Raw genomic sequence first — 23,400 nt, 5'->3', positions numbered from 1 at the left:
AAGCAGTTCGGTCGCCGCATTAGATGTACCCCTCCCGCAGCGCGTACGCGACGGCATGCGCGCGGTTCTGCAGTTGCAGGCGCGTCATCAGCGCGTGCAGGACGTTCTTCACGGTGCGTTCGGAGTAGGCGAGTTTCTCCGATATCTGCTTGGTGTCGAGCCCCTCCGCGATCAGCCGTACCACGTCCACCTCGCGCGGCGCCATGCCCAGCGTCGGCACGAGGGTGCCTGCGCCGGACGGCGAGCCGTCGAGCGCCGAGAGCCGGAGGCGGCCCAGCTGTGTCATGAGCCGGTTGATGAGGTCGGGCGGCAGCTCGCCCTCGCCGCGCGCGGCGCTGTGCACGGCGCGCAGCAGCTTCTGCGGGGTGGCCTGGTGGCGCCAGAGGATGGCCCGCACGCCGTACTCGACGACCGCGAGCAGTTCCGGTTCGCGCAGCTCGGTGGCGATGAGCACGACGCGCTGTTCCGTGGACCGCGCCAGGCGGCGCAGTTCGCTGCCCGCCGGGTCGTCGAGCCGGTCCACGAGCATGACGGCGACGCGTTCCGTTGTGGTGGCGGGCGCCGCGCCGGGCGCCGCGCCGGGCGGCGGCGCGGGCGAGCCGTCTCCGGCGCGGTCCACCAGTTCCACGGTGGGCTGGTGTCGTAGGTGGCTGATGACCCCGGCCCGGCTGAGGGGGTCGGTGGCGTGTACGGCCACCGAGATACGTGTATCCGACACTGAAATTCCCTGTCTTCCCCCGAATAGCGACGGGCACAGGGTGCTCGGAAGCAATCAACAAATGATTGCCGATGAATCAACGGGATCGTTTACCGGTGCCGACGGGTGAGTGAAGACCGCCGTATTGGGGACTTGGAGTGCAGGGCGGGTGCAGCAGCGTTCCCCCCGGGGGGACTGCACCGGCCCAGGTTTCCCTGGTTCGGCCATGAGCCGGGGAAGCCGCGCCCGCTTCACGGGGGCGAGAACATGCCGTGTGCGCAGACCTGCTCCGCGACGTCGCGGAGCTTGACGTTGTTCTCCTGCGAATAGCGGCGCAGCACGTCGAAGGCCTCGTCCTCCGTGAGGTGGTGCCTGCCCATCAGGATGCCCATGGCTTCGCCGATGGTGTGCCGGGTGCTCAGGGCCCGCTCCAGCTGGGCGTGCGTGCGGGCGCTGGAGAAGGCGACGGCCGCGTGCGAGGCGAGGAGCACACCGGCCGTCTCGTCGTCCTCGGTGAAGGCGCCGGGTCGACGCGAGTAGAGGTTCAGCGCGCCGAGGTCCTCGTCCTCGGTGAAGAGCAGGAACCCCATCATGCTGCCGACGCCCAGCGCACGCGCCTCGGAGGCGTACGCGGGCCAGCGCGGCTGGTCACGGGTGACGTCCGAGATGCGGAAGACCCGCTTTCCGTTCACCTTGCGTGCGGCGTCGAAGCAGGGGCCTTCCCCGTTGCGCGCCTGCAGCCGGTCGCTGTCGACGACCAGCCGGTGGGTGGGGGCGAGGGTCTCCACCTCCTTGCCGCGCAGGATGAGGATGCCCGCCGCGTCACAGCCCGCCACCAGCTCGGTGGCCGACGAGGTGATCCGCTCCAGCGTGGCGTCGACCGAGGTCTGCGCCAGCAGGTCCCGCGCCATCGCCGCCATCTGCTTCCCGAACCGGGCCCAGTCCACACCGTCCTCCGTTCTCCCGACGTCTGAGCACTCATCTCTTACCCAGCTTCTCGCCGGAGCCCCGAGACCGGGTGCGACCGGTCCGCTCCGTGCCTGGTCCGGGCCCGTTCGACGGGGCAAAATTCCCAAGTGTGTCCGAAGAGTTCGCTGTACGTTGTAGAGGCGCGCCGGAGACGGAGAGCGTTCCCGCGGAGGCTGTGCGCCGCGTCCGACAGTTGATCACGCAACCGCAGCTCAGGCTGTGTTTTGAGGCCGACCTGAAGTGTTTCTGACGATCAGTACCACCGGTACCCACGAACGCCCGGCCACCGACCTCGGATTCCTGCTCCACAAGCATCCCGGGAAGACGCAGGCGTTCTCCACCTCGTACGGCACGGCGCACGTCCTCTACCCCGAGGCCACCCCCGAGCGCTGCACCGCCGCGCTGCTCCTCGAGGTCGACCCCGTCGCGCTCGTGCGGCGCGGCAAGGGCAAGAACAAGGGGCGGGGCGGGGCGCCGGACGCGGCTCTCGCGCAGTACGTGAACGACCGGCCCTACGCGGCCTCGTCGCTGCTCGCCGTGGCGCTGAGCGCGGTGTTCTCCAGCGCGCTGCGCGGGGTGTGCGCCGCGCGCCCCGAGCGGGCCGCGCAGCCGCTGCCGCTGCGCGTCGAGGTGCCCGCGCTGCCCGCCCACGGCGGCGCCGAGCTGGTGCGGGCGCTCTTCGGGCCGCTCGGCTGGACGGTGGCGGTGACGCCGGTACCGCTGGACGTGCGGTTCCCCGAGTGGGGGGACTCGCGGTACGTACAGCTCGTACTCGAAGCGCCCGAAGAGACGTTGACGCTGGGCGAAGCGCTGCGGCACCTCTACGTGCTGCTGCCCGTCCTCGACGACGCCAAGCACTACTGGGTCTCGCCCGACGAGGTCGACAAGCTGCTGCGGGCCGGTGAGGGGTGGCTCGCGGACCACCCGGAGCAGGAGCTCATCACCAGCCGCTATCTGGCGCGGCGCGGGTCCCTGACCCGGGAGGCCAAGGAGCGGCTCGAACTGGTGCGGCTCGCCGACGCGGACGACACGGACGTCGAGGAGATCGACAACGCCGTCGACGAAGGGACCGCCCCCACCGCCCCCACCGACAGCAACGCGCAGCCGGTGCCGCTCGCCGAGCGGCGCCGCGAAGCGATCCTCGCCGCACTCACGGAGGCCGGTGCCTGCCGGGTGCTCGACCTGGGCTGCGGTCAGGGTCAGTTGGTGCAGGCGCTGCTCAAGGACGTGCGGTTCACCGAGATCGTCGGCGTCGACGTGTCCATGCGCGCGCTGACCGTCGCCTCGCGGCGGCTGGACCTCGACCGCATGGGCGAGCGCCAGGCCGGGCGCGTCACGCTGATGCAGGGCTCGCTCGCGTACACCGACAAGCGGCTCAAGGGGTACGACGCGGCGGTGCTCAGCGAGGTCGTCGAACACCTCGACCTGGCGCGCCTGCCCGCCCTGGAGTACGCGGTGTTCGGCTCCGCGCGGCCCCGCACGGTCCTCGTGACGACGCCGAACGTCGAGTACAACGTCCGCTGGGAGTCGCTGCCCGCGGGCCACGTCCGCCACGCCGACCACCGCTTCGAGTGGACGCGCGAGGAGTTCCGCGCCTGGGCCCACGAGGTGGCGGAACGGCACGGGTACGGAGTGGAGTTCGTCCCGGTGGGCGACGAGGACCCCGAGGTGGGACCGCCCACACAGATGGCCGTGTTCACGCAGGCCGACAAGAACGACCGGACCGGCAAGAACGACCGGATCAGCAAGAAGAAGGAGGAGCAGGCCGCATGACGAACGACACCGGCACCACCGATGCCGCACGGACCCTCGCCGTCACCGACCTCTCCCTCGTCGTCCTCGTCGGCGCCACCGGCTCCGGCAAGTCCACGTTCGCGCGCAGGCACTTCAAGGACACCGAGGTCATATCCAGCGACTTCTGCCGCGGACTCGTCGCCGACGACGAGAACGACCAGAGCGCGAGCCGCGACGCCTTCGACGTCCTGAACTACATCGCGGGCAAGCGCCTGGCCGCGGGCCGCCGCACCGTCATCGACGCGACCAGCGTGCAGAGCGACAGCCGCAAGCAGCTGATCGAGCTGGCCAGGCAGTACGACGTGCTGCCCATCGCCATCGTGCTCGACGTGCCCGAGGAGGTCTGCGCCGAGCGCAACGCCGCGCGCCCGGACCGCGCGGGCGTGCCGCGCCGCGTCATCCAGCGCCACCAGCGCGAACTGCGGCGCTCCCTGCGGCACCTGGAGCGTGAGGGCTTCAGGAAGGTGCACGTCCTGCGCGGAGCGGCGGAGATCGAGGCCGCCACCATCGTCACGGAGAAGCGCTACAACGACCTCACCCACCTCACCGGCCCCTTCGACATCTTCGGCGACATCCACGGCTGCGCCGCCGAGCTGGAGACCCTGCTCGGCAAGCTCGGTTACGTCGACGGCGTCCACCCGGAAGGCCGTACGGCCGTGTTCGTCGGCGACCTCGTCGACCGCGGCCCGGACACGCCGGGCGTCCTGCGGCGCGTGATGTCGATGGTCGCGGGCGGCACCGCCCTGTGCGTGCCCGGCAACCACGAGAACAAGCTCGGCCGCCACCTCAAGGGCCGGGGCGTCCAGCACACCCACGGACTCGCCGAGACCGTCGCGCAGCTGTCGGCGGAGAGCGAGGAGTTCCGCACGCAGGTGCGGGAGTTCGTCGACGGCCTCGTCTCGCACTACGTACTGGACGGGGGCCGCCTCGTCGTCTGCCACGCCGGGCTGCCCGAGAAGTACCACGGCCGCACCTCGGGCCGGGTGCGCTCGCACGCCCTGTACGGCGACACCACGGGCGAGACCGACGAGTTCGGCCTGCCGGTGCGCTATCCCTGGGCCGAGGAGTACCGGGGCAGGGCCGCGGTCGTCTACGGCCACACCCCGGTGCCCACCGCGACCTGGCTCAACAACACCATCTGCCTGGACACCGGTGCCGTCTTCGGCGGCATGCTGACCGCGCTGCGCTGGCCGGAGCGCGAACTCGTCGACGTACCGGCGGAACGCGTCTGGTACGAGCCGTCCAGGCCGCTGCGGACCGAGGCACCGGGCGGCCACGACGGGCGGCCGCTCGACCTGAACGACGTGCACGGCCGCCGCGCGGTGGAGACCAGGCACGCGGGCCGCGTCGCCGTGCGCGAGGAGAACGCGGCCGCGGCCCTGGAGGTCATGAGCCGCTTCGCCGTCGACCCGCGCCTGCTGCCGTACCTGCCGCCGACCATGGCGCCGACGGCCACCTCCCGGCGCGAGGGCTATCTGGAACACCCCGCGGAGGCCTTCGCCGCGTACGCGGAGGACGGTGTCGCCCGTGTCGTGTGCGAGGAGAAGCACATGGGCTCGCGCGCGGTGGTCCTGGTCTGCCGCGACGCGGACACGGCCCGCGAGCGGTTCGGCGTGGAGGGGCCCACCGGTTCCCTCTGCACCCGCACCGGACGCCCCTTCTTCGACGACCCCGCCGTCACCGAGCAGATCATCGGCCGGGTGCGCGACGCCGTCACCGAGGCGGGCCTGTGGGAGGAGCTGGCCACGGACTGGCTGCTGCTCGACGCGGAGCTGATGCCGTGGTCGCTGAAGGCGTCCGGGCTGCTCCGCACGCAGTACGCCGCCGTGGGCGCCGCCTCGGGCGCCGTCTTCCCCGGCGCGATCGAGGCCCTGGAGGCGGCGACGGCACGGGGTGTCGACGTGGGCCCGCTCCTGGACCGGCAGCGGGAACGTGCCGCGGACGCCGCCGCGTTCACCGACGCCTACCGCCGCTACTGCTGGCCGACCGAGGGCCTGGAGGGCGTGCGCCTCGCGCCGTTCCAGATCCTGGCCGTCCAGGGCCGCAGCCTCGCCGCGCTCCCGCACGACGAGCAGCTCGCCCTGATCGACCGCATGGTGGAGCACGACGGCAGCCAGGGCTCCGACCTGCTGCAGACCACCCGCCGTCTCTATGTCGACACGGGCGATGCGGAGTCGGTCCGTGCGGGCGTCGACTGGTGGCTGGAGATGACCAGCCGCGGCGGCGAGGGCATGGTCGTCAAGCCGGTCGAGGCGCTGGTCAGGAACGCGAAGGGCAGGCTCGTCCAGCCCGGCGTCAAGTGCCGCGGCCGCGAGTACCTGCGGATCGTCTACGGCCCGGAGTACACACGCCCGGAGAACCTGGCGAAGCTGCGCGACCGCTTCCTCGGCCACAAGCGCTCCCTCGCCGTCCGTGAGTACGCGCTCGGCCTGGAGGCCCTGGACCGCCTCGCCGACGGCGAGCCGCTGTGGCGGGTGCACGAGGCGGTGTTCGCGGTGCTCGCCCTGGAGTCGGAGCCGGTGGACCCCCGGCTTTAGCCAACGGTGCGCGTCGGCCGTCCGGCCGGGGAAAGATGGACCCCATGGGATTCCATGTCGACTCCGAGGCCGGGCGGCTGCGCCGCGTCATACTGCACCGCCCCGATCTGGAGCTCAAGCGGCTGACTCCGAGCAATAAGGACGCCCTCCTCTTCGACGACGTCCTGTGGGTGCGCAGGGCCCGCCAGGAGCACGACGGGTTCGCGGACGTGCTGCGCGACCGGGGGGTGGCGGTCCATCTCTTCGGCGACCTGCTGACCGAGACCCTGGACGTGCCCGCGGCCCGCCTCCTCGTCCTGGACCGGGTCTTCGACGAGAAGGAGTACGGGCCGCTCGCCACCGACCACTTGAGGGCCGCGTTCGAGACCATGCCGTCGGCCGAGCTCGCCGAGGCGCTGATCGGCGGGATGACGAAGCGGGAATTCCTGGAGCGCCACGCCGAGCCGACGTCCGTGCGCTTCCACTGCATGGACCTGGACGACTTCCTGCTCGGCCCGCTGCCCAACCACCTCTTCACCCGCGACACCTCCGCCTGGATCTACGACGGCGTCTCGATCAACGCGATGCGCTGGCCCGCCCGGCAGCGCGAGACCGTGCACTTCGAGGCGATCTACCGGCACCATCCGCTGTTCCGCGCCGAGGACTTCAACGTCTGGTCGCGGGGCCAGGCGGACTACCCCTCGACCATCGAGGGCGGCGACGTCCTGGTGATCGGCAAGGGGGCGGTGCTCATCGGCATGAGCGAGCGCACCACGCCGCAGGCCGTCGAGATGCTCGCGCACAAGCTCTTCGCGGCGGGCTCGGCGCAGACCATCGTGGCCCTCGACATGCCGAAGCGGCGCGCGTTCATGCACCTCGACACGGTGATGACGATGGTCGACGGCGACACCTTCACGCAGTACGCGGGCCTCGGCATGCTCCGCTCGTACACCATCGAGCCGGGCGTGGGGGAGCGCGAGCTGAAGGTCACCGACCATCCGCCCGAGCACATGCACCGCGCCATCGCCGCCGCGCTCGGCCTCGACGCCATCCGGGTCCTCACGGCCACGCAGGACGTGCACGCGGCCGAGCGCGAGCAGTGGGACGACGGCTGCAACGTCCTCGCGGTGGAGCCCGGCGTCGTCGTCGCGTACGAGAGGAACTCGACGACCAACACGCACCTGCGCAAGCAGGGCATCGAAGTGATCGAGATCCTGGGGAGCGAGCTGGGGCGCGGCCGGGGCGGGCCGCGGTGCATGAGCTGTCCGGTGCAGCGCGACGCCGTGCCCGGGATGTAGGCCCCGACGAGGGGGGTGGGGGGCTCTGTATATAAATGTGGCGCGTCGTATATAGTTTCAATGTCAACGTGCCCCGTACTCCCTATCCCGCACTCCTGGAGCGCCTCATGGCCACAGATCTCACCGGCCGCCACTTCCTCAAGGAGCTGGACTTCACCGCCGACGAGTTCCGCGGCCTGATCGAGCTGGCCGCGGAGCTGAAGGCGGCCAAGAAGGCCGGGGCCGAGGTGGCGCGGCTGCGGGGCAAGAACATTGCGCTGATCTTCGAGAAGAGCTCGACGCGGACGCGCTGCGCCTTCGAGGTGGCCGCCGCCGACCAGGGGGCCTCGACGACCTACATCGACCCCTCCGGCTCGCACATCGGCAAGAAGGAGTCGTCGAAGGACACCGCCCGGGTGCTCGGCCGGATGTTCGACGCCATCGAGTTCCGCGGGGACTCGCAGGACACCGTCGAGACGCTCGCCGCCCACGCGGGCGTGCCCGTCTTCAACGGCCTGACCGACGACTGGCACCCCACCCAGATGCTCGCCGACATGCTCACGATGACCGAGCACAGCGCCAAGCCCCTCACTGACATCGCCTTCGCCTACCTCGGCGACGCCCGCTTCAACATGGGCAACTCGTACCTGATCACCGGCGCCCTGCTCGGCATGGACGTGCGCATCGTCGCGCCCGAGGCCTACTGGCCCGCCCCGGAGGTCGTCGCGCGGGCCCGCGAGCTCGCCGAGGCCAGCGGCGCCCGCCTGACGCTCACCGAGGACATCGCGGAGGGTGTCGGGGGCGCGGACTTCGTCGGCACCGACGTATGGGTGTCGATGGGGGAGCCGCAGGAGGTGTGGGCCGAGCGCATAGCGGCCCTCGTGCCCTACGCGGTGACGATGGACGTCCTGCGCGCCACGGGCAACACCGACGTAAAGTTCTTGCACTGCCTGCCCGCCTTCCACGACCTCGGCACCAAGGTCGGCCGCGAGGTCCACGAGACGTACGGCCTGGAGTCGCTGGAGGTCACCGACGAGGTCTTCGAGTCGGCGCACTCCGTGGTCTTCGACGAGGCCGAGAACCGTATGCACACGATCAAGGCGGTCCTGGTGGCGACCCTCGCCTGACCTCCCCCCTCAAGGAACACGCACCACCTGCACCACCCGCACCACGCACCACCAGAAACGAGAACCACCCCATGAGCCCCACGCGTACCAACGGGCTTCGCATCAAGTCACCCGACCAGCTCGTCGCCGAATCGGGCGCGGACCTCGAAGGCCACGGCCTGAGGCGCACCATGGGGCTCTTCCAGCTCGTGTGTTTCGGTGTCGGCGCGATCGTCGGCACCGGCATCTTCGTCGGCCTCTCCGACTCCGTCGCCGAGGCGGGCCCCGCCGTCGCGGTCTCCTATGTCCTCGCGGCCGTGACCTGCATCTTCACCGCGTTCTCGTTCGCCGAGCTGGGCGGTGCGATCCCGGTCTCCGGCAGCTCGTACTCCTTCGCGTACGCCTCCCTCGGTGAGCGCACCGCGTTCCTCGTGGGCTGGTGTCTGCTCCTGGAGTACGGCGTCTCGGTCTCCGCGGTCGCGGTCGGCTGGAGCCAGTACCTGAACGAGCTGCTGCACAGCCTCACCGGCTGGGAGCTGCCCGCCGCGCTGTCCGCGGGGCCCGGCGAGGGCGGCGTGGTGAACCTGCCCGCCGTGGTCGTCATCCTGCTGGCCGCCGTGCTCCTGGTGCGCGGCATCCGGGAGAGCGCGGGCGCCACGGCCGCCATGGCGGTGCTGAAGATCGGCATCCTGCTGCTCTTCCTGGCCGTCGCCTTCACCGCGTTCGAGGACGGCAACCTCACGCCCTTCGCGGGCGCGGGCGTCTCCGGCATCACCGCCGGGGCCTCGCTCGCCTTCTTCTCCTTCATCGGCTTCGACGCCGTCACCACGGCGGGCGAAGAGGTGAAGAACCCGCGGCGCAACATCCCGCTCGCCATCCTCATCTGCATCGGCGTCGTCACCCTGCTCTACGTCGCCGTGGCGCTCGCGGCCATCGGCGCGCTCGGCCCGGACGCCGTCGCCGACAAGCCCGCCGCGCTGTCGCTCGTCGTCAACCAGGTCACCGACTCGACCGTCGGCGGCGGCATCATCGCCTTCGGTGCGGTCGTCGCCATCGCGTCCGTGGTGCTCGCCGTGATGTACGGCCAGACCCGCATCCTGATGTCGATGTCCCGCGACGGCCTGATGCCGCGCGTCTTCGAACGCGTCTCGCCGCGGACCAGGACCCCCGTCGCCAACACCTGGATCGTCGCGGCGGTCGTCGCCGTGCCCGCTGCCTTCTCCTCGCTCGACGTCGTCGTCAGCCTGACCACCATCGGCACCCTGGCGATCATGGTCGTGGTGAATGTCGCGGTGATCGCGCTGCGCCGCTCCGCCCCTGACCTGCGGCGCACCTTCCGGGTGCCGCTCCATCCGGTCAGCCCGGTCCTCGGCGTCGGCTTCTGCCTCTATCTGATCTGGGGCACGGGCTGGACGACGTGGCTGCAGTTCGCCGTGTTCCTCGTGGTGGGCGCGGTGGTCTACGCGCTGTACGGCCGCGGCCACTCGCGGCTCGGCCGGGGCCCCGTCAGCACTGGTCCCGTCAGCACTGGTGCGGGGACCTCGCGGGAAGCGTGAACCAGACCGCCTTGCCGGACGCGGTGGTGCGGTGGCCGCAGGACGAGCTGAGGGTGCGGATCAGGAGCAGGCCGCGCCCGTGCTCCTGCCAGGGATCGGGCTCGCCGTGCGGGCCCGGGCCCGTGAGGTCGCCGGGCGGCAGCGGATTGGAGTCGTGCACCTCGACCTGACAGCCGGTGGGCAGCAGCTCGATCACCAGCTCTATGGGGTCCTGCCCCTCGGTGTGCTCGACGGCGTTGGCGACGAGCTCCGCGGTGAGGAGCTCGGCGGTGTCGGTGTCGGCGGACGACTCGATGTCGGTCAGCGCCGTACGGACCAGGGCGCGTGCGACGGGCACGGCTGCCGTGGTGTGCGGCAGCGCGATGCGCCAGGAGGCGGGGGAGGAAGGCTCGTGCAAGGCGGGTCCGTTCAGGGCAAGCAGGCGGCGGTCCTGCTTTCAACCGTACGAATCTTAAGCGCTATGTCGACAGGGGCGACGGTCGGGCATTTCCGGGACGTCCGACCCTGTGGTGTCCCGGGTGACAAGACGCGCATTTCGGGATTTCCGTTCCCTTGTGAGGCGGACGCGGCCCGGCTTATCGCGCGCTCATGACGACAGTCACGGAACGGTGATAACTTCGAGGGGTAGCCAGTCGTCACCTCAGGCCGAGGAGGCCGCACCTGATGAGTCCCTTCACCGGCTCCGCGACCCGCACTCCCGACTGGCGGCACCTGCGCCTCGTCGTCGACGAAGGGGTCGCCACGGTCACCCTCGCCCGCCCCGACAAGCTCAACGCGCTCACCTTCGGTGCCTACGCCGACCTGCGCGACCTGCTCGCCGAGCTCTCCCGCGACAAGTCCGTGCGCGCCCTCGTGCTCGGCGGCGAGGGCCGCGGCTTCTGCTCGGGCGGCGACGTCGACGAGATCATCGGCGCCACGCTCGCCATGGACACCGCCCAGCTCCTCGACTTCAACCGCATGACGGGCCAGGTCGTGCGCGCCATCAGGGAGTGCCCCTTCCCGGTGATCGTCGCCGTGCACGGGGTGGCGGCGGGCGCCGGCGCGGTGCTCGCCCTCGCCGCGGACTTCCGCGTCGCCGACCCCTCCGCGCGGTTCTCCTTCCTCTTCACCCGGGTCGGCCTCTCCGGCGGCGACATGGGCGCCGCCTACCTCCTGCCGCGCGTCGTCGGACTCGGCCACGCCACCCGGCTGCTGATGCTGGGCGAACCGGTGCGCGCCCCCGAGGCCGAACGGATCGGGCTGATCAGCGAGCTGACGGAGGAGGGCAGGGCCGCGGCGGCCGCACAGGACCTGGCCCGCCGCCTCGCCGACGGACCGGCCCTCGCGTACGCGCAGACCAAGGCGCTCCTCACCGCGGAGCTCGACATGCCCCTGGCCGCCTCCATCGAGCTGGACGCCTCGACGCAGGCCCTGCTGATGAACGGCGAGGACTACGCCGAGTTCCACGCGGCCTTCACGGAGAAGCGCCCGCCGAAGTGGCAGGGGCGGTGACCGTGGGAACCTCCGTCGCACCCTCCGCCGCGGGCCGGGCCCACCGGATCGCCGTCATCGGCGGCGGCCCCGCGGGGCTCTACGCCGCCGCGCTGCTCAAGCGCCTGGACCCGACCCGCGAGATCACCGTCTGGGAGCGCAACGCGCCCGACGACACCTTCGGCTTCGGCGTCGTCCTCTCCGACGAGACCCTCGGCGGCATCGAGCACGCCGACCCCGCCGTCTACGCCGCCCTCCAGGCGGAGTTCGTGCGCTGGGACGACATCGACATCGTGCACCGGGACCGGCGCCACACCTCCGGCGGCCACGGCTTCGCGGCACTCGGCAGGCGCAGGCTCCTGGAGATCCTGCACGACCGCTGCCGGGACCTCGGCGTCGAGCTGCGCTTCCGCACGGAGGCGCCGCCCGCCGCCGCGCTTTCCGCGGAGTACGACCTGGTCGTCGCCGCGGACGGCGTGCACAGCCTCACCCGCGAGGCGCGGGCCGACGTCTTCGGGCCGAGCCTGACGACCCACCACTGCCGCTACATCTGGCTCGCCGCGGACTTCGCCTTCGACGCGTTCCGCTTCGAGATCGCCGAGACCGAGCACGGCGTGATGCAGCTCCACGGCTATCCGTTCTCGCCGCACGAGTCCACCGTCATCGTCGAGATGCGCGAGGAGGTGTGGGAGGCCGCGGGCTTCGCGGAGCTCGACGAGCGCGAGTCCACCGAACGCTGCGCCAAGATCTTCGCGGACGCACTCGGCGGCCGCCCCCTGCGCGGCAACAAATCCGCCTGGATCAACTTCCGCACGGTCACCAACTCCCGCTGGTCGAGCGGGAACACGGTCCTGCTCGGCGACGCGGCGCACACCGCGCACTTCTCCATCGGCTCGGGCACGAAGCTCGCCGTCGAGGATGCTCTCGCGCTCGCCGCCTGCCTGGAGGAACAGCCCGACATCCCGGCCGCGCTCCAGGCGTACGAGACCGAGCGCCGCCCCGTCGTCGCCTCCACCCAGCGCGCCGCCCGCGCCAGCCTGGAGTGGTTCGAGCGGCTGCCCGACTACCTGGACCAGCCGCCCCGCCAGTTCGCCTTCAACCTGCTCACCCGCAGCCGCCGCGTCACCCACGACAACCTCCGGCTGCGCGACGCGGACTTCACCCGCTCCGTCGAGCGGGACTTCGGCTGCCCGGACGGCACCCCGCCGATGTTTACGCCCTTCCGGCTCCGCGACCTCACCCTGCACAACCGCGTCGTCGTCTCGCCGATGGACATGTACTCCGCCGTGGACGGCGTCCCCGGCGACTTCCACCTGGTGCACCTGGGCGCGCGGGCCCTTGGCGGCGCGGGCCTGGTCATGACCGAGATGGTGTGCGTCAGCGAGCGCGGCCGCATCACACCGGGCTGCGCCGGGCTCTACACCGACGAGCAGGCCGAAGCCTGGCGCCGCGTCACCGACTTCGTGCACGCGCAGGCGCCCGGCACGGCGATCGGCCTCCAGCTCGGCCACTCCGGCCGCAAGGGCTCCACCAAGCTGATGTGGGAGGGCATCGACGAGCCGCTGTCCGACGGCAACTGGCCGCTCGACGCCGCCTCGCCGCTGCCGTACCGGCCGGACAGCCAGACCCCGCGCGAACTCTCCCGCGCGGGCCTCACCGAGATCCGCGACCAGTTCGTCGACGCGGCCCGCCGCGCCGACCGCGCGGGCTTCGACCTCCTCGAACTGCACTGCGCCCACGGCTATCTGCTCTCCGGCTTCATCTCCCCGCTCACCAACCACCGCACGGATGCCTACGGAGGGGACCTCTCGGGCCGCCTCCGCTTCCCCCTCGAAGTCTTCGACGCGGTGCGGGAGGTGTGGCCCGAAGGCAGGCCCATGACGGTGCGCATCTCCGCCACCGACTGGGCCGACGGCGGCACCAGCGCGGAGGACGCCGTCGAGATCGCCCGCGCGTTCGCGGCCCACGGCGCCGACGCGATCGACGTCTCGACCGGCCAGGTCGTCTCCGGCGAGCGCCCCGCGTACGGCCGCTCCTACCAGACGCCGTACGCCGACCGCATCCGCAGCCTGACCGGCATCCCGGTGATCGCCGTGGGCGCCGTCTCCTCCTGGGACGACGTCAACTCCCTGCTCCTGGCGGGCCGCACGGACCTCTGCGCCCTGGCCCGCCCCCACCTCTACGACCCCCACTGGACCCTGCACGCCGCGGCCGAACAGGAGTACGCAGGACCGGGCGCGACCTGGCCCGCCCAGTACCGCGCAGGCAGCCGCAGGCCCCAGACCGGCCGTACGGACACCCCCAAGCAGAGGCTGAAACTGGGCGACTGACCTCAGGCTCTCAGCGCGGCACGACGGTGATCCTGATCCGGGCCGCCGTGCCGTCGCCGCGGAGCGTCAGCGTCCCCGGGCCGTCCCGGCGCACACCGTCGAGACGGCCCAGTGGGGTCGCCCGCCCGTCCGGTTCGCCGATGGCGATCCCCTCGGTGACGGCCATGACGAGCACGGTCTCGCCCGCGGCACACACCGTCTCCCGCGCGGCGGTGACGGTGACGATCTCCACCTGTGCCGTCGCCCGGCCCCTGCGGGTCATCACGTTCAGGTTGCGCACCGCGCCCGCCGTCAGGCGGCAGTCCGTCGTCGCGTCGCCGGGGAAGGCGAACGGGCTCAGCGGTCCGACCGGCCGCGAGGCGCCGTCCACCGTCAGCACCATGCCCTCGCCCTCGACCGGGGTGATCACGCGGTCGAGCCCGGGAAAGGCGGAGAAGGCGCCGTCACCGTCCACGTCCGCGACGCTCACCCGCCAGTCGGCGCCGTCCGCGACCTCCCTGGTGATACCGCCGCCGTTCTTCCACGGCACGCTGCGGTACGCGCTCCAGCGCAGCACATCTGCGTCCATCCGCCGACTCCTCCCACGCTCATGATCACCGAGTCCGGGGCCAGCCTATGCGGGGTGCACGAACCGCGCCCCGGCCTCCCGCAGCGACTCGTCGAGCGCCGCGAACACCGCCGCCGAGCGGGCGCCGGGCCAGTCCGAAGGCAGCAGACCGGCGGGCAGGCCCGGGTCGGCGTAGGGGAGCTGGCGCCAGGAGTCGAGGGCGAGGAGGTAGTCGCGGTAGGCCTCCTCGGGGGACGGGGGAGCGTCCTTGCGGGCCTCCCAGGAGCGGAGCACCGGCTCGTGGCGGTCCAGGAACTCCTCGTGCTGCTTGGCCAGGGACGAGAGGTCCCACCAGCGCGCGACCGCCTCGGCCGTCGGCGCGTAGCCCAGGTGCTCGCCGCTGAACAGGTCGACGTACGACGCGAGTTGGAGTCGCTCCAGGGTGTGCCTCGTCTCCTCGTAGAGATGGGCGGGGGCGATCCAGACGCCGGGGGCCGCCGTGCCGAAGCCGAGGCCCGCGAGGCGGGAGCGCAGCACGTGCCGCTTGTTGCGCTCCGCCTCGGGGACGGAGAAGACGGCGAGGACCCAGCCGCCCGCCGTCCGCGCGGGCGGCGGGCCGTAGATGCGGCGGTCGCCGTCCTCCAGGAGCTGGCGGGCGTCGGGCGAGAGCGCGTACCCGGCCGCGCCCGCCGCCGTGCGCCCTGGAACGAGGAGACCGCGTCGCTTCAGCCGGGACACCGACGACCGCACCGAGGGTGCGTCGACGCCGACCGGCGCGAGGAGGCGCACCAGCTCGGCCACCGGGACGGGGCCGGGCGCCGCCCGGCCGTAGGCGCCGTAGAAGGTGACGATCAGGGACCGTGGAGTGTGCTGCTCGGACACGTGATCACTCTACGGGCCCGGCTCCGGCTCCGTCCGCAGCCGGAACCGCTGCAGCTTCCCCGTCGCCGTCCTCGGGAGTGCGTCCAGGAAGACGATCTCGCGCGGGCACTTGTACGGCACGAGCTCACCCTTGACGAACTCGCGCAGCCGGTCCGCGTCCGGGCTCGCCCCTTCGCGCGGGACCACGTACGCCACCACTATCTGGCCGCGCAGCTCGTCGGGGCGCCCCACGACCGCCGTCTCCGCGACGTCGGGATGGCGCAGCAGGGCCTCCTCGACCTCGGGGCCCGCGACGTTGTACCCGGCCGAGATGATCATGTCGTCCGCGCGGGCGACATAGCGGAAGTAGCCGTCGGGGTCGCGGACGTAGGTGTCGCCCGTGACGTTCCAGCCGTGCCGTACGTACTGCAGCTGGCGGTCGTCGGCGAGGTAGCGGCAGCCGACCGGGCCGCGCACGGCGAGCAGTCCCGGTTCGCCGTCCGGCACGGGGGCGCCGGAGTCGTCGACCACGCGCGCGTGCCAGCCGGGGACGGGCCGTCCCGTCGTGCCGGGCCTGATCGCGTCGTCGGCGGCGGAGATGAAGATGTGCAGCAGCTCCGTCGCGCCGATGCCGTTGATGATGCGGTGTCCGGTGCGCTGGTGCCAGGCCTGCCAGGTGGCCGCGGGGAGGTTCTCGCCCGCCGAGACGCAGCGGCGCAGCGAGGAGACGTCGTGCGCGTCCAGCTGGTCCAGCATCGTGCGGTACGCGGTGGGCGCGGTGAAGAGCACGCTGATGCCGTGCTGCCCGATGGCGGGCAACAGCTGCTTGGGGCCCGCCTGTTCGAGCAGCACGGAGGAGGCGCCGAAGCGCAGCGGGAAGATGACGAGGCCGCCGAGCCCGAAGGTGAAGCCGAGCGGCGGGCTGCCCGCGAAGACGTCGTCGGGCACCGGTTTGAGGATGTGCCGCGCGAAGGTGTCGGCGATGGCGAGCACGTCGCGGTGGAAGTGCATGCAGCCCTTGGGGCGGCCCGTCGTGCCGGAGGTGAACGCGATCAGCGCGACGTCGTCGGCCGCCGTGTCCACCGCCGCGTACCGCTCGGGGTGCCGGGCGGCGCGCGCGAGGAGGTCGTCGGGGCCCTCGCCGCCGTACGTGGTGACGCTCAGGCCCGGCACGCCCGCCTTGATCAGGTCGTCGACGGACCTGATGTCGCAGAGCGCGTGCCGCACCTCGGCGATCTCGCACATGGTGGCGAGCTCCTGCGCGCGCTGCTGGGCGAGGACGGTCACGGCGACCGCGCCCGCCTTCATCACCGCGAGCCAGCAGGCCGCGAGCCACGGCGTGGTGGGCCCGCGCAGCAGGACGCGCTGGCCGGGCCGTACTTCGAGCTCGCTGGTCAGCACGTGCGCGATCCGGTCGACGTGCTGCCGCAGCAGCCCGTACGTCCAGGTCTCGCCGGACGGTGCGTGGAAGGCGGGGCGCTCGGCGCCGAACCGGTCGGCGGACCGGTCGAGGAGTTCCGCGCCGCAGTTGAGGCGGTCGGGGTAGTGCAGCTCGGGGCGGTCGTGGACCAGCACGGGCCACCGATCGCGCGGCGGGAGGTGGTCCCGGGCGAACGTGTCGACGTGGCCGGATGGTGTCAGCCCCGGGTTGGCTGGATTGCCGGTGGGTTCCATGGCGGCTCTGCCCCCTTGCCTGCCGGTCGGGCGCTGTGGTGGGCTCGCTCCATGAGCGTATCGTGATGGTGACGACAGTCAACGGTGCGCGATAAAGGAAGGGTCCGGGATGACGGCATTCTCGCTCAATCCTGAGCAAACCGCCCGTTGTGCGGAGCTGCGGACGCTCGCCGCCGAGCGGCTGCGCCCCCTGGCGGAGAAGGGTGAGCCCGGCCATGTGAACCGGCCACTGGTCGCGGCGCTGGGTGAACTGGGCCTGCTGGACTGCCTGTTCGAGGAACGGGGGGCGGGTGGGGAGCAGGCCGGTGCCCGGGCGCGGGGCGCGGGCGCCCTGGACCTCTGCCTGATGCGCGAATCCCTCGCGTACGCCTGCACGGAGGCCGAGACCGCCCTCGCCCTCCAGGGCCTCGGCGCCCACCCCGTGCACGCCCACGGCTCGGCCGCGCAGCGGGAACGCTGGCTGCCGCCGGTCCGCGCGGGGCACGCCGTCGCGGCCTTCGCGCTCTCCGAGCCGGGCGCGGGCTCGGACGCGGCGGCCCTGAGTCTCGCGGCGGAGCGGGACGGCTCCGGAGGGTGGCGCCTCACCGGCGAGAAGTGCTGGATCTCCAACGCTCCCGAAGCCGACTTCTACAGCGTCTTCGCCCGTACGTCCCCGGGCGCGGGGTCCCGCGGTGTCACCGCGTTCCTGGTCCCCGCCGACCGCGCGGGTCTCACCGGCACTCCCCTCGACATGCTCTCCCCGCACCCCATCGGGGCCCTCGCCTTCGACGGCGTGCGGGTCGGCGTCGAGGACGTGCTCGGCGAGGTCGACCGCGGCTTCCGGGTCGCGATGACCACCCTCAACCGGTTCCGGCCGAGCGTCGGCGCCTTCGCGGTCGGCATGGCGCAGTCCGCGCTCGACGCCACGCTGGCCCACACGGCCGAACGGACCGCGTTCGGCGGCACGTTGAAGGACCTGCAGTCCGTCGGCCACCAGGTCGCCGAGATGGCCACGCGCACGGAGGCGGCGCGCCTGATGGTGTACGCGGCAGCGGCGGCGTACGACAGCGAGGGACCGCAGGGCCCCGGCATCGCCCGGCGCGCCGCGATGGCGAAGCTCATCGCCACGGAGACCGCCCAGTACGTGGTCGACGCGGCGGTCCAGCTGCACGGCGCCCGCGCACTGCGCCGCGGACACCTCCTCGAACACCTCTACCGTGAGGTGCGCGCGCCCCGCATCTACGAGGGTGCGAGCGAGGTCCAGCGCACCATCATCGCCAAGGAGCTGTACGCCCACCAGGAGGAGCCGCCCGCATGAGCAGCCTGCACCGCGTCAACCCCGCCGAACTCGCCCCGCCCACCGGCTTCTCGCACGCCGTCACCGCGACCGGCTCCCGCCTCGTCTTCCTCGCCGGGCAGACCGCACTGGACGGCGAGGGCAAGGTCACCGGATCGACCCTGCCCGAGCAGTTCGAGAGGGCCCTGACCAACCTCCTCACGGCCCTCCGCCACGCGGGCGGCACCCCCGCCGACCTCGCCCGCGTCACGGTCTACGCCACGGACGTCGCCGACTACCGCGCCTGCGCCGCCGAACTGGGCCGGATCTGGCGGAGGTTGGCGGGCCGCGACTACCCCGCGATGGCCGTGATCGGGGCGGTCCGCCTGTGGGACGACTCGGCGCTGGTGGAACTCGACGGAATGGCCGTGCTCGACTGAACGGCCCGGTCCGGCGGCTTTGCGTGTCAACAAACTCTGCGTAAAAGGGAGTTCAAAGCTCGACTGACGGTGGTCTTCAGTGGATCAGACCCACATATGCGATACCGACCAGTATGGGAAGCGGGACTTCAGGTCAAGGTTGGCTTACTTCGCTCGCATCAGGTAGGTTCACGAAAGATCTTGCTTTGCGGGCAGACCACGCCCGAGGGTCATTCCGGCTGCTTATGAGCAGTCAAAGCGGCACACAGTGTGTGCACCTATCGGGGGGTGGGGACTTGAGACCTTGCAGACGGATTCCTTCTGACGCGTCGGCGTGCGGTTCCCGCGCTCCCGGTGCGTCGGGATGAGCAGCTTAGTCTCGCGGAGTCACCGCCCTGCCTGGCGACATAACTCCTGCAATCTCTCCGTGCCCGAACGTACGGGCACCCCGTCGGATGACAGCTCTCCGCGGTATCCCTTCGAGTCATCCATGGCCCATGCACCCTTCTGCGGCGGGCTTTTGAGGCGACCGATCTTCCACGCCAAGCCGTAATCCGGTCGCCACGGCCTCGGCAGGCCGTCACAGCCGCACCAGCGGCCAAGTCGTCATGCAATTTTCCGGGAAGTCGAGGAAAACATGAGCAACCCGTTCGACAACGAAGACGGCAGTTACTTCGTGCTCACCAACGAGGAGGGACAGCACTCCCTCTGGCCTGCCTTCGCCGACATCCCGGCCGGCTGGTCCAAGGCCTTCGGTGCGGCCGACCGGGCGGCTTGCCTGGAGTACGTGGACACGAACTGGACGGACCTGCGCCCCAGTTCACTCATCGAGGCATCCGGGAACAGCGGCAAGTAGTGAATGGGAAGGCTTTTCAATCCATGACGGCACAATCAGCAGCGAACGCGAACGCAGCGAACGTAGCGGACGTAGTCGGAATCGGCTTCGGTCCCTCCAACCTCGCGCTGGCGATCGCTCTGGAGGACATCGCCAAGGCGGACGCGGGGACGCCGGAAGTCAGCATGAAGTTCTACGAGCGGCAGCCCCGGTTCGGCTGGCACCGCGGCATGCTGATGGAAGACGCGACGATGCAGGTCTCTTTCCTCAAGGACCTGGCGACCATGCGCAATGCGATGAGCCGCTACACGTTCGTCTCCTACCTCCAGGAGAAGGGCAGGGTCGCCGAGTTCATCAACAGCAAGACCCTGTACCCGCTGCGTGTCGAGTTCCACGACTACCTGGAATGGGCGGCCCATCAATTCCAGTCGCACGTGTCCTACGGTTCCGAGATCACCGCCGTCCGGCCGGTGGTCGAGAACGGTGTGGTGGAATACGTCGATGTAGTGGCCCGCGACGCTTCCGGCGGTCATGAGACCGTTCAGCGCGCGCGTAATGTCGTCATCGGCATGGGGCTGACGCCTCGACTCCCGGCAGGTATCGAGGAATCCGGGCGCATCTGGCACAGCTCGCAATTGATGCACCGGGTCGGCACCATCACCGAAGCCCCTCGGAATGTCGTCGTCGTGGGCTCGGGGCAGAGTGCAGCCGAAGCCGCCGACTATATGCACCGCACCTTCTCCGACGCCCAAGTGCACACCGTGCTCTCGCGTTACGGCTACAGCGTCGCCGACGACAGCCCGTACGCGAACGGCATCTTCGACCCGGAGGCCGTCGACCAGTTCTACGACTCTCCGGCCGACGAGAAGCAGCGCCTCCTCGACTACCACGCGAACACCAACTACTCGGTGGTCGATCTCGACGTGTCGCAGGACCTGTACCGCAGGAGCTACCAGGAGAGGGTCCTCGGCAAGCCACGGCTGCGGATGCTGAACACCTCGCGCGTCACCGCCGCCGACGAACATGCGGACGGCGTCAGGGTCGTGGTCGAGTCGACCGCGTCCGGCGCGGCGAGGACCATCGAGGCGGACCTGGTCGTCTTCGCCACCGGCTACCGCCCGAGCGACCCGACCCCACTGCTCCAGGACCTGCTGCGCGAGTGCAAGCGGGACGAGCAGGGGCGCCTCGGCGTCGAGCGCGACTACCGCGTGACGACGTCGGACGCGGTGCGCTGCGGGATCTACGTCCAGGGCGCAAGCACCGAACACTCCCACGGTCTGTCGGCCGGTCTCCTGTCCAACACCGCGGTCCGGTCCGGCGAGATCGCCCAGTCCATCCTCAAGAGGTGACCATGTACGTCCCATCGATCTACCAGGCGGAAGACCGGGCGTGGCTTCGCCGCATCGTCGAGCAGTACCCCCTCGCCACGCTGGTCACCAACGGTCCGCGGGTGCCGTACGCCACGCACCTGCCGATGATCTTCAGCCCCGACTCCCCCTCGGGGGACGCCGGGCCGGAGGGCGTGACCCTGCTCGGCCACATGAACCGGGCCAACGCCCACTGGGACTCGCTGACCGACGGCGCGGACGCCCAGCTGATCTTCACCGGCCCGCACGGCTACGTCACCCCCGCGGTGTACGAGACGACGCCCGCGGCACCCACCTGGAACTTCGTCTCGGTGCACCTCCAGGGGACGTTGCGGCCGATCACCGGTTTCGAGGAGACGCTCGAAGTCGTCCAACGGACGGTGAAGGCGTACGAGAAGGACTTCGGCGACGGCTGGGAAATGGACGGCTCGCTGGAGTACTTCCGGGGGATCGGCCCGGCCGTGGGCGCGTTCCGCTTCGAGGTGGAGTCGGCGGACGGCATGTTCAAGCTCAGCCAGGAGCAGGGCCCCGACATCCGCAAGCGGGTCACGGACCGCTTCGCCTCGGACGGCACCTGGCGCGGCAGGGAACTCGCCGCCCTGATGCGCGAGTTCGACACGACCCGAGAGCCATCCGTCCCCACCGGAGGAACTGCCCATGCCCACAACTGACATGACCCCGCGCCGTCTTCTGATGTGCCGCCCCAGCCATTTCGGCGTCGTCTACTCCATCAATCCGTGGATGAACCCGGAGAAGCCCTGCGACAGCGATCTGGCACTCGCCCAGTGGGAGGAGCTGTACGAGCTCTACAAGTCGCTCGGCCACACCGTCGACGTGATCGACCCGATACCCGGGCTGCCCGACATGGTGTTCGCCGCCAATGGCGCGACGGTGGTGGACGGCAAGGTGCTCGGCGCCCGTTTCCGGCACGCGGAGCGGACCGCCGAAGGGCCCGCCTATCTCTCGTGGTTCCAGGAGCATGGATTCGACGACTGCCTGTGGCCGGAGTTCATCAATGAGGGCGAGGGCGACTATCTGCTCGTCGGCCGACGCATCCTGGCGGGCACCGGATTCCGCACGGACCCGCGCTCGCACGCCGAGGCGCAGGAGTTCTTCGGACTCCCGGTGACCGGACTGACCTTGGTCAACCCGCGTCACTACCACCTCGACACCGCCCTTTCGGTGCTCTCCGACGACCAGATCATGTATTACCCGGAGGCCTTCTCGTCCGGCAGCCGGGCCGTGCTCCGGGAGATGTTCCCCGACGCGATCCTGGCGTCCGGTGAGGACGCGGCGGTCTTCGGACTCAATGCGTTCAGCGACGGCTACAACGTTGTCATGCCGGAGGCCGCCACCGATCTCGCGGCCACGCTCCGCGAGCGCGGTTTCAACCCCATCGGCGTGAACCTCTCCGAACTGCTCAAGGCGGGCGGCAGCGCCAAATGCTGCACCTTGGAGCTGCGTTCCCCCCGGGGCGGGGTCCGGTAATGGATTTCGACGTTGTGGTGGTGGGTGCGCGCTGCGCGGGTGCGTCGACCGCTCTGCTCCTTGCCCGGCAGGGCCGACGCGTGCTGCTGGTCGACAAGGCGCCGTTCCCTTCGGACACCATGTCCACGCTCTACATCCACCAGCCGGGAGTCACCAGACTCGCGCGCTGGGGGGTGCTCGACGACGTCGTGGCCTCCGGCTGCCCGCCGCTGGACACCATCAGCCATGACATCGACGGTCTCAGCCTGACCTCGGCGGTGCCGTCCGAGGACGGATTCTCCGCCGCGTACGCGCCGCGGCGGTACGTCCTCGACGACCTGCTGGTGCGGGCCGCCGTATCGGCGGGCGCGGAGTTCATGGACCGCGCACAGGTGCAGGAGCTGGTCTGGCGCGACGACCGGGTCGCCGGGGTCCGGCTGAAGACCGGGGATGCGACGACAACGGTGTCGGCGGGACTGGTCATCGGGGCCGACGGCATGCGCTCGAAGGTCGCCGACCTGGTCGACGCGCCGGTCCTGCGGTCGGATCCGCTGGCGAGCTGCGTGTATTACACCTTCTGGCGCGGTCTGCGTACGGGATTCGGATTCCACGAAAGAGTGGGGCGCTGGATCGCCCGGATTCCGACCCACGACGACCTCACCATCGTGGCCGCCTATATGCCGCAGGCCGAATTCGCGGAGGCGCGCCGCGACCCCGGGGAGGCGTATCTGTCGGCGGTCAAGTCGACCGCGCCTGAGCTGTACGAGCAGATGATGTCCACCGAGCGGGCCGACCGGTGGCGGGGCACGGGGGACCAGCGGAACTACTTCCGCAAGGCCCACGGACCGGGCTGGGCGCTGGTGGGGGACGCGGCCCACCACCTCGACACGATCAGTGCCCGCGGAATCACCAATGCGTTCGTCCAGGCCGATCTGATCGCCGATGCCATGTCCGGTGTCCAGGCGGAGGACACGGCCGCTGTCGACGAGGCGACGTCGGACTTCGCAAGGACGATGGCGGACACCCTCGACGGTCCGTACAAGAGCACGCTCGAACTGGCGCGTCTCAATCCGACGAAGACGAGGCTCCGCATGCTGCACGCCGTCGCCGGATCGCCGGAACTCACGTCCCGCTATTTCGCCCTGGTCTCGGGCGTCATCGGGATGCGCGAATTCATGACGGCCGACCTCGTGGACCTTCTGTAGCCCGCCGCCGCCCCCGTACGCCGTTCCCGTAGTCCGCGTGCAGTATGTCCGCTGC

At 70.9% G+C, this 23,400-nt stretch carries 20 protein-coding genes; 14 read left to right on the top strand and 6 right to left on the bottom strand.

Annotated elements, in window-relative coordinates; genetic code table 11:
• Window positions 1-19 precede the first annotated feature (19 nt).
• Window positions 20-718, bottom strand: a complete 699-nt coding sequence (locus ABZV77_RS03205; protein WP_356249684.1) for a response regulator transcription factor — start codon at window positions 716-718, stop codon at window positions 20-22.
• 230 nt (window positions 719-948) lie between these two features.
• Window positions 949-1,644, bottom strand: coding sequence for a GAF and ANTAR domain-containing protein (locus tag ABZV77_RS03200; RefSeq protein ID WP_356249682.1), 696 nt, complete (start codon window positions 1,642-1,644; stop codon window positions 949-951).
• Between the two features lie 262 nt (window positions 1,645-1,906).
• On the opposite strand from ABZV77_RS03200, the gene ABZV77_RS03195 reads away from it, so the two are divergent.
• The 5 genes from ABZV77_RS03195 to ABZV77_RS03175 all read left to right on the top strand — a co-directional run bounded on the left by ABZV77_RS03195 (window position 1,907) and on the right by ABZV77_RS03175 (window position 9,915).
• Window positions 1,907-3,439 carry a 3' terminal RNA ribose 2'-O-methyltransferase Hen1 gene (locus tag ABZV77_RS03195; protein ID WP_356249680.1) on the top strand — a complete coding sequence of 511 codons (1,533 nt, stop codon included), beginning with the start codon at window positions 1,907-1,909 and terminating at the stop codon, window positions 3,437-3,439.
• A complete protein-coding gene (locus ABZV77_RS03190; protein WP_356249678.1) occupies window positions 3,436-5,997 on the top strand; it encodes a polynucleotide kinase-phosphatase in 2,562 nt (853 codons plus the stop codon). Before ABZV77_RS03195 ends, ABZV77_RS03190 begins: the two co-directional genes overlap by 4 nt.
• Before the next feature lie 44 nt (window positions 5,998-6,041).
• Window positions 6,042-7,274, top strand: coding sequence for an arginine deiminase (locus ABZV77_RS03185; protein WP_356249677.1), 1,233 nt, complete (start codon window positions 6,042-6,044; stop codon window positions 7,272-7,274).
• Between the two features lie 107 nt (window positions 7,275-7,381).
• Window positions 7,382-8,380: an ornithine carbamoyltransferase gene (argF, locus tag ABZV77_RS03180; protein WP_356250168.1), complete on the top strand. Its 999-nt coding sequence runs from the start codon at window positions 7,382-7,384 to the stop codon at window positions 8,378-8,380.
• Between the two features lie 71 nt (window positions 8,381-8,451).
• Entirely contained in the window at window positions 8,452-9,915 is a 1,464-nt protein-coding gene (locus ABZV77_RS03175; RefSeq protein ID WP_356249675.1) for an amino acid permease, read from the top strand.
• On the opposite strand, the gene ABZV77_RS03170 is transcribed toward ABZV77_RS03175, so the two are convergent.
• Window positions 9,881-10,312 (bottom strand): ATP-binding protein, encoded by a 432-nt coding sequence (locus tag ABZV77_RS03170; RefSeq protein ID WP_356249673.1) that lies wholly within the window; start codon window positions 10,310-10,312, stop codon window positions 9,881-9,883. The genes ABZV77_RS03175 and ABZV77_RS03170 overlap by 35 nt on opposite strands.
• Before the next feature lie 266 nt (window positions 10,313-10,578).
• On the opposite strand from ABZV77_RS03170, the gene ABZV77_RS03165 reads away from it, so the two are divergent.
• Together ABZV77_RS03165 and ABZV77_RS03160 are read left to right on the top strand one after the other, a co-directional pair.
• Window positions 10,579-11,406 (top strand): enoyl-CoA hydratase family protein, encoded by an 828-nt coding sequence (locus ABZV77_RS03165; protein WP_356249671.1) that lies wholly within the window; start codon window positions 10,579-10,581, stop codon window positions 11,404-11,406.
• Between the two features lie 2 nt (window positions 11,407-11,408).
• A complete protein-coding gene (locus tag ABZV77_RS03160; RefSeq protein WP_356249669.1) occupies window positions 11,409-13,715 on the top strand; it encodes a bifunctional salicylyl-CoA 5-hydroxylase/oxidoreductase in 2,307 nt (768 codons plus the stop codon).
• 10 nt (window positions 13,716-13,725) lie between these two features.
• Here ABZV77_RS03160 and ABZV77_RS03155 read toward each other — a convergent pair whose 3' ends face one another.
• The 3 genes from ABZV77_RS03155 to ABZV77_RS03145 are packed head-to-tail and all read right to left on the bottom strand — an operon-like array spanning window position 13,726 to window position 16,797.
• Complete coding sequence (locus ABZV77_RS03155; RefSeq protein WP_356249667.1) at window positions 13,726-14,283, bottom strand: HutD family protein; 558 nt, start codon at window positions 14,281-14,283, stop codon at window positions 13,726-13,728.
• 45 nt (window positions 14,284-14,328) lie between these two features.
• Window positions 14,329-15,144 carry a PaaX family transcriptional regulator C-terminal domain-containing protein gene (locus tag ABZV77_RS03150; protein WP_356249665.1) on the bottom strand — a complete coding sequence of 272 codons (816 nt, stop codon included), beginning with the start codon at window positions 15,142-15,144 and terminating at the stop codon, window positions 14,329-14,331.
• Window positions 15,145-15,153: 9 nt separating this feature from the next.
• Entirely contained in the window at window positions 15,154-16,797 is a 1,644-nt protein-coding gene (locus ABZV77_RS03145; protein ID WP_356249663.1) for an AMP-binding protein, read from the bottom strand.
• A gap of 109 nt (window positions 16,798-16,906) precedes the next feature.
• On the opposite strand from ABZV77_RS03145, the gene ABZV77_RS03140 reads away from it, so the two are divergent.
• From ABZV77_RS03140 to ABZV77_RS03110, 7 genes are all read left to right on the top strand, one after another.
• On the top strand, window positions 16,907-18,094 hold the full coding sequence (locus ABZV77_RS03140) for an acyl-CoA dehydrogenase family protein (protein ID WP_356249661.1): 1,188 nt from the start codon (window positions 16,907-16,909) through the stop codon (window positions 18,092-18,094).
• Complete coding sequence (locus tag ABZV77_RS03135) at window positions 18,091-18,492, top strand: RidA family protein (protein WP_356249659.1); 402 nt, start codon at window positions 18,091-18,093, stop codon at window positions 18,490-18,492. The genes ABZV77_RS03140 and ABZV77_RS03135 overlap by 4 nt, the downstream gene beginning before the upstream one ends.
• Before the next feature lie 616 nt (window positions 18,493-19,108).
• Window positions 19,109-19,327 carry an MbtH family protein gene (locus ABZV77_RS03130; protein ID WP_356249657.1) on the top strand — a complete coding sequence of 73 codons (219 nt, stop codon included), beginning with the start codon at window positions 19,109-19,111 and terminating at the stop codon, window positions 19,325-19,327.
• A 23-nt stretch (window positions 19,328-19,350) separates the two neighbouring features.
• Window positions 19,351-20,655, top strand: coding sequence for a SidA/IucD/PvdA family monooxygenase (locus tag ABZV77_RS03125; RefSeq protein ID WP_356249655.1), 1,305 nt, complete (start codon window positions 19,351-19,353; stop codon window positions 20,653-20,655).
• 2 nt (window positions 20,656-20,657) lie between these two features.
• Window positions 20,658-21,344, top strand: coding sequence for an FMN-binding negative transcriptional regulator (locus ABZV77_RS03120; RefSeq protein ID WP_356250166.1), 687 nt, complete (start codon window positions 20,658-20,660; stop codon window positions 21,342-21,344).
• Window positions 21,331-22,161, top strand: coding sequence for a dimethylargininase (ddaH, locus tag ABZV77_RS03115; protein ID WP_356249653.1), 831 nt, complete (start codon window positions 21,331-21,333; stop codon window positions 22,159-22,161). Before ABZV77_RS03120 ends, ddaH begins: the two co-directional genes overlap by 14 nt.
• Window positions 22,161-23,345, top strand: coding sequence for an NAD(P)/FAD-dependent oxidoreductase (locus ABZV77_RS03110; RefSeq protein ID WP_356249651.1), 1,185 nt, complete (start codon window positions 22,161-22,163; stop codon window positions 23,343-23,345). Before ddaH ends, ABZV77_RS03110 begins: the two co-directional genes overlap by 1 nt.
• Window positions 23,346-23,400 lie beyond the last annotated feature (55 nt).

Origin of the sequence: Streptomyces sp. NPDC004732 (genome assembly GCF_040609235.1) — a bacterium.
Lineage (GTDB): Bacteria > Actinomycetota > Actinomycetes > Streptomycetales > Streptomycetaceae > Streptomyces.
This window is presented reverse-complemented; position numbering and strand designations above follow the sequence as displayed.